Origin of the sequence: Streptomyces sp. XM83C, assembly GCF_023072675.1 — a bacterium.
GTDB classification, from domain to species: Bacteria; Actinomycetota; Actinomycetes; order Streptomycetales; family Streptomycetaceae; genus Streptomyces; species Streptomyces thermocoprophilus.
Genome location: NZ_JALLGL010000381.1, coordinates 1 through 5,092 on the forward strand (window position 1 = coordinate 1; position 5,092 = coordinate 5,092).

Here is a 5,092-nt window from a genome sequence, read left to right on the forward strand (position 1 = left end):
GGGGAGGGGCGGGGGCGGGGCCCCCGTCACCACCAGGACGAGTCGAGGCGGCTCTCGATCGCTCTGAGGTTCTCCCGGGAGCACCGGTCGCAGAAGTACCGGCGGGTGCCGTTCTCCACCGAGCAGGTCCAGGTGGGCGGGATGCTGTCGGTCTCCGTGCCGCATCGGGCGCAGACCCGGTGCTGCGGGGGTTCACCGGCGCGGGTGCCGTTGTCACTGCCTCCGGAAAGACTCGTCACCCGGTGACGATAACGCCGCCGTCCGCGGATCGCCGGTCACCACGCACCGCGGGGGCCGGCCCGTACGGACCGGCCCCCGCGGGGAACCTGTGCCTCCGGCGTCGGAGGCGGCGGCTTCGTTCTACTGCATGACGGCCATGGCGAGCGCCCGGCGAGCACGCATCGACGCGCGCTCCGCCCTGCGCTGCATGCGGCGCGCGGCTGCCAGGCGCACGGCCCGGCGCTCCGTCTCCGCCTCATGCAGGCGCTCGTGCATATGCGCACGTGCCAGGGCTTCTTGGATGAGTTGCATCTCTCGGGTCCTGTTCTGACGCGAGTCGGTCGCGCCGGTGGTGGTGACGTCTTCGATCACGGAGCTGGTGGGCTCGCTGGTGGACGGCTTCATCGGGGCCTGCTTCTTGGGGTCGTGCGTGAGGGGGCGGTCGATCGTTCCTGCGGTGTTCATGCCGAGACCGGGTTCTTCCGCGGACGGCCACGCGGCCGCTTCCGGGCGACGACCACGCCCTGGACGAACAGCTCACCGCCCCAGACGCCCCAGGGCTCGCGCCGCTCCTTGGCCCCGGCGAGGCAGGCCTCGATCAGCGGGCAGGTGCGGCACAGGGACTTGGCGTACTCGACGTCCGCGGGCGACTCGGCGAAGAAGACCTCCGGGTCGTAGGAGCGGCAGGGGACGGGTACGCCGAGGTTCTCGATGGCGTCGTCGAGCGCGGTGAGCGCGGTCAGCGGGGTCAAGGCTGAGTCCTCCGTGGGGCCGGGCTTGGGGATCGTGTCGGAAGGCGGTACGGACGGGGCGTGCGCTTCGAGTTGCACGGTGTGTCTTCCTCGTCTGGTCGGTCCGGTCCGGTGGGACCGGGGGGCGGCTGGTACCGGGTTCTTTTGTTGTCCCGAGGCCCCTTCGCTCTGCCGCCCGCGTTCGTGGGCAAACAGAAGGGCCGCGGATCCCGGATGGGGTTCCGCGGCCCTGAAGGCGCCGGCCTGATCGCCGATCAGGCTGGATCACTCCAGGGTTCTGGCCCACGGAAGGCCCACATCTGGTGGTGCTGCGTCGTCTGCTTCCGGAATCCGGCACCGGCCGCCGTAAAGGCATAGGCCTGCGCCTGTGCCACTACTGCTTCCAGTGCCTTGGTCGGTCGCTCGTCACGCTCGCGGACGGGAAGGTTCGCGAGAGCAGCGGAGGACGCCGGACGGACGGCACGAATGCCGGACAGACCGGTGCCCAGGTTCGAGGCGCCGAGCATGCACGTGGAGACGGCCGAGCGATCGGTCATTTTGACCGTGCTGCTGAGGCTGGTGTCGATGCTGATCACTGGGCTCGCCTCCTCTCGGCGTCTCGTGGACCGGTGCGACCGGTCCGGTGGATATGCAAGTACAACACGGAATCAGGGCCTCCGAGAAGGCCGCTGTTCTCGTGCCTAAGAACCTATGGGGATTGCTGGGGCATGCGCAAACTATTTTTTCGACGAGTTGGTTTCAGTCGTCGGATGTCTCCGTGGAGTCCTCGTCGGCGGCGTCCGCCAGGACCTCTTCGACGGGGTGGCCGGCGCACAGGGCGAGGATGTCGGTGCCGTAGCGGTGCAGTTTGCGGGCGCCGACGCCGGGGACGCGGACCAGCTCCCGCTCGTCCTCGGGGGCGGCTTCGGCGATCGCGACGAGGGTGCGGTCGGTGAAGACGCACCAGGCGGGCTGCCCGCTGCGCCGTGCCTGTTCCGCCCGCCACTCGCGCAGCCGCTCGTACAGGCCTTCGTCCATGTCGGAGGGGCAGTCCTCGCATCGCAGCAGTTTCAGTTCGCCGCCGTCGGTGAGGGTGCGCCCGCAGACCCGGCAGCGGGCGGGGCTGCGCCGCGTCCTGCGGGGCTCGCCGGTCCGTGCTGTCCCGCCGGCCCGGAGCCGGCCGCGTTCGATTCCGGCGCTGCCGCCCGCGCCGGTGCGGCCCGCGCCGGTGGTGCCGGGCCGCAGCCCGTCCAGGAAGCGGCTGGGCCGCCTGCTGGGGCGGCCGCCGGGCGAGCGGGACAGCGCCCAGGAGAGGAAGAGGCGTTCGCGGGCGCGGGTGACGCCCACATAGAGAAGGCGCCGCTCTTCTTCGATCTGTTCGTCGGTGCGCGCGTAGGTGATCGGCATCATGCCCTCGGCGATGCCGACGAGGAACACGGCGTCCCACTCCAGGCCCTTGGCGGAGTGCAGGGAGGCGAGCGTGACGCCCTGCACGGTGGGGGCGTGCTGGGCGTTGGCCCGCTCGTCGAGTTCCGCGACGAGGTCGGCGAGAGTGGCGCCGGGTCGGGCGGCGGCGAAGTCCTGGGCGAGGTTCACGAGGGCGGCGAGGGATTCCCATCGTTCTCGCACGGCGCCGGAGCCGGCCGGGGGCTGTGGGGTCCAGCCCTCGCCGGAGAGGACGGCACGTACTTGGGAGGGCAGGTCGACGGCATCGTCGAGCAGGGCGTCGTTGCCGCCGAAGCGGGAGGCGGCGCGCAGGGCGACACCGGCTCTTCTCACCTCGGGGCGGTCGAAGAACCGCTCGGCTCCCCGCAGCTGGTAGGGCACGCCGGCGTCGGCGAGGGCCTGCTCGTAGGTCTCGGACTGGGCGTTGGTGCGGAACAGGACGGCGATCTCGCCGGCGGGGACGCCCGCGTCGAGGAGTTCACGGATGCGGCGGGCGGTGCCCTCCGCCTCGGCGGGTTCGTCGCCGTACTCGATGAAGACCGGTTCGGGTCCGGCGGGGCGCTGGGAGATCAGTTCGAGGCGGTGGTCGGCGGCGCGACCGCGGGCCTGGGCGAGGAGGCCGTTGGCGAGGCGGACGACCTGGGGGGTGGAGCGGTAGTCGCGGACGAGTTTGACGACGGTCGCGTCGGGGTGGCGCAGCCGGAAGTCGAGCAGGTGGTCGGGGGTGGCGCCGGTGAAGGAGTAGATGGTCTGGCTGGCGTCCCCGACGACGCAGAGGTTGTCCCGGTCGCCGAGCCACAGCTCCAGCAGGCGCTGCTGGAGGGGGCTGACGTCCTGGTACTCGTCGACGACGAAGTGCTGGTACTGGGCGCGGACCTGGTCGGCGACGTCGTGCCGGTCCTGGAGGATGCCGACGGTCAGCAGCAGCACGTCTTCGAAGTCGATGACGGCGCGGTCGCGCTTGAGGTCTTCGTAGACGGAGTAGATGCGGGCGATCTCGGCCGGGTCGCGGGGTGCTTCCCGGCCGGCTTTGGCGACGGCGGGGGCGTAGTCGGCGGGGACGGTCTGGGTGACCTTGGCCCATTCGATCTCGGCGGTGACGTCGCGGAGCTCGCCCCGGTCGAGGCGGAGCCGGCAGGCGGCGGCCGCGTCGGCGACGATCGGGATCTTGCGGTCCACGATGCGGGGCATGGTGCCGCCGATCGCTTTCGGCCAGAAGTACTGGAGCTGGCGCAGGGCGGCGGAGTGGAAGGTGCGGGCCTGGACGCCGTGCGCTCCGAGCTGGCGGAGCCGGCCGCGCATCTCGCCGGCGGCGCGGTTGGTGAAGGTGACGGCGAGCACGCTGGAGGGCTGGAGGACGCCTGCGCGGACCCCGTAGGCGATGCGGTGGGTGATGGCGCGGGTCTTGCCCGTGCCGGCTCCGGCCAGCACGCACACCGGTCCGTGCAGGGCGGTCGCGACCTCGCGTTGCTCGGGGTCGAGCCCTTCGAGCACGGCGTCGGCCGAGTCCGGCACCCGCGGGAAGAGGGTGGAATGCGTTGCTGCTGTCACATGGCCATGCTGCCAGGTCGCTGGAGGCGGGTGCGGTGGTTGTCCACAGGCGGGGGCTTGCAGTCGTATCAATGCGGCTTGCGTCGCTGACGGCGGAACGGGATCGCGCGTCGGGAGGTGCTTCGTGCCGCGTACGAACCGTCGTTTTCCGGTCATGCGACGGGCGTCACGTAACGCGGGAGCCGCCCCGCGGGAATCGGGACGGTTTCAAGTATGTTGCCTTGGTTGCGAGCACCCGATCCCGACCTGCTTGAGGAGCGCGAGGCAATGCAGGGCACTGTGACGATGTACAGCACCGAGTGGTGCGGCTACTGCCGCCGGCTGAAGAGCCAGCTGGACCGTGAGGGCATCGCGTACACCGAGATCAACATCGAGCAGGACCCGGCGTCCGCGGCTTTCGTGGAGAAGGCGAACGGCGGCAACCAGACGGTGCCGACAGTCTTGGTAATTCCCTCCAACGGTGGCTCTGAGGTCGTCATGACGAACCCGAGCCTTGCCCAGGTCAAGGAGGCCCTTACCGCCTGAGCCCCCTGCCCTCAGAGACGCAGACCCCCGCCACCACCCGGCGGGGGTCTTGTGTTGCTTCCTTCTTCCTTCACGTCGGCCGCAGCAAGGTTCAGTAAGTTCAGTTTCTTCGGAGTCGGGGACTGCCGGTGCCACTCCGACCCGTGTGCCCAGCCTCTAGAGGGTGTCCCGTAAATGATCTGAGGTATGCAGGCTGACCTGCTCGTTTGCCTGTCATCCGGTGAGGGTGAGGTTGTGCAGGCGGGCGATGCCGAGCATGGCGTGGTGGACGCCGTCGCCCTTGAGGCGGCAGTCGCGGAGGATCTTCCAGCTCTTCATGCGGGCGAAGGTGTGCTCGACGCGGGCCCGGACCTTGCGGTGGGAGGCGTTGTGCTCCTCCTTCCAGGCCGGCAGTTCCTCGTCCTTGTGCCGGCGGTAGTGCGGGATGGTCAGCCCGGTGCCCCGGTACCCGCCGTCGGCGATCACCGTGGGGGTGGTGCCGACAGCGGCCTTCGCGCCGGACTCCTGCCAGGCCCGGCAGTCGTTGCGGTTGCCGGGCAGCGGCTTGCCGACGGCGACCACGAGGCGGGTGTCGGCGTCGATGACGACCTGGTGGTTGGTGGAGTAGCGGTAGTTCTTGC

The 5,092-nt window shown here is 70.4% G+C and carries 7 protein-coding genes; 1 reads left to right on the forward strand and 6 read right to left on the reverse strand.

Annotated elements, in window-relative coordinates:
* Positions 1 to 26: 26 nt before the first annotated feature.
* The 5 genes from MTQ10_RS27640 to MTQ10_RS27660 all read right to left on the reverse strand — a co-directional run bounded on the left by MTQ10_RS27640 (position 27) and on the right by MTQ10_RS27660 (position 3,947).
* Positions 27 to 239 carry a hypothetical protein gene (locus MTQ10_RS27640; protein WP_247473000.1) on the reverse strand — a complete coding sequence of 71 codons (213 nt, stop codon included), beginning with the start codon at positions 237 to 239 and terminating at the stop codon, positions 27 to 29.
* Positions 240 to 360: 121 nt separating this feature from the next.
* The gene (locus MTQ10_RS27645; RefSeq protein WP_247473001.1) at positions 361 to 684 is read right to left on the reverse strand and encodes a hypothetical protein; all 324 of its coding nucleotides are present in this window, start codon (positions 682 to 684) and stop codon (positions 361 to 363) included.
* Positions 681 to 1,049, reverse strand: coding sequence for a WhiB family transcriptional regulator (locus MTQ10_RS27650; RefSeq protein WP_247473003.1), 369 nt, complete (start codon positions 1,047 to 1,049; stop codon positions 681 to 683). Before MTQ10_RS27650 ends, MTQ10_RS27645 begins: the two co-directional genes overlap by 4 nt.
* 176 nt (positions 1,050 to 1,225) lie before the next feature.
* Entirely contained in the window at positions 1,226 to 1,546 is a 321-nt protein-coding gene (locus tag MTQ10_RS27655; RefSeq protein WP_247473004.1) for a hypothetical protein, read from the reverse strand.
* 163 nt (positions 1,547 to 1,709) lie between these two features.
* A complete protein-coding gene (locus MTQ10_RS27660; protein WP_308404608.1) occupies positions 1,710 to 3,947 on the reverse strand; it encodes an ATP-dependent DNA helicase UvrD2 in 2,238 nt (745 codons plus the stop codon).
* Between the two features lie 267 nt (positions 3,948 to 4,214).
* On the opposite strand from MTQ10_RS27660, the gene MTQ10_RS27665 reads away from it, so the two are divergent.
* A complete protein-coding gene (locus MTQ10_RS27665; protein ID WP_247473005.1) occupies positions 4,215 to 4,472 on the forward strand; it encodes a mycoredoxin in 258 nt (85 codons plus the stop codon).
* A gap of 213 nt (positions 4,473 to 4,685) precedes the next feature.
* Here MTQ10_RS27665 and MTQ10_RS27670 read toward each other — a convergent pair.
* Positions 4,686 to 5,092 (reverse strand): transposase (locus MTQ10_RS27670; protein ID WP_247473006.1); only part of this gene is annotated, 407 nt, incomplete at its 5' end.

Coding starts and splice junctions, on each gene's coding strand:
- MTQ10_RS27645 (WP_247473001.1), bottom strand. CDS start 684: ATGAACACCGCAGGAACGATCGACCGCCCCCTCACGCACGACCCCAAG.
- MTQ10_RS27665 (WP_247473005.1), top strand. CDS start 4,215: ATGCAGGGCACTGTGACGATGTACAGCACCGAGTGGTGCGGCTACTGC.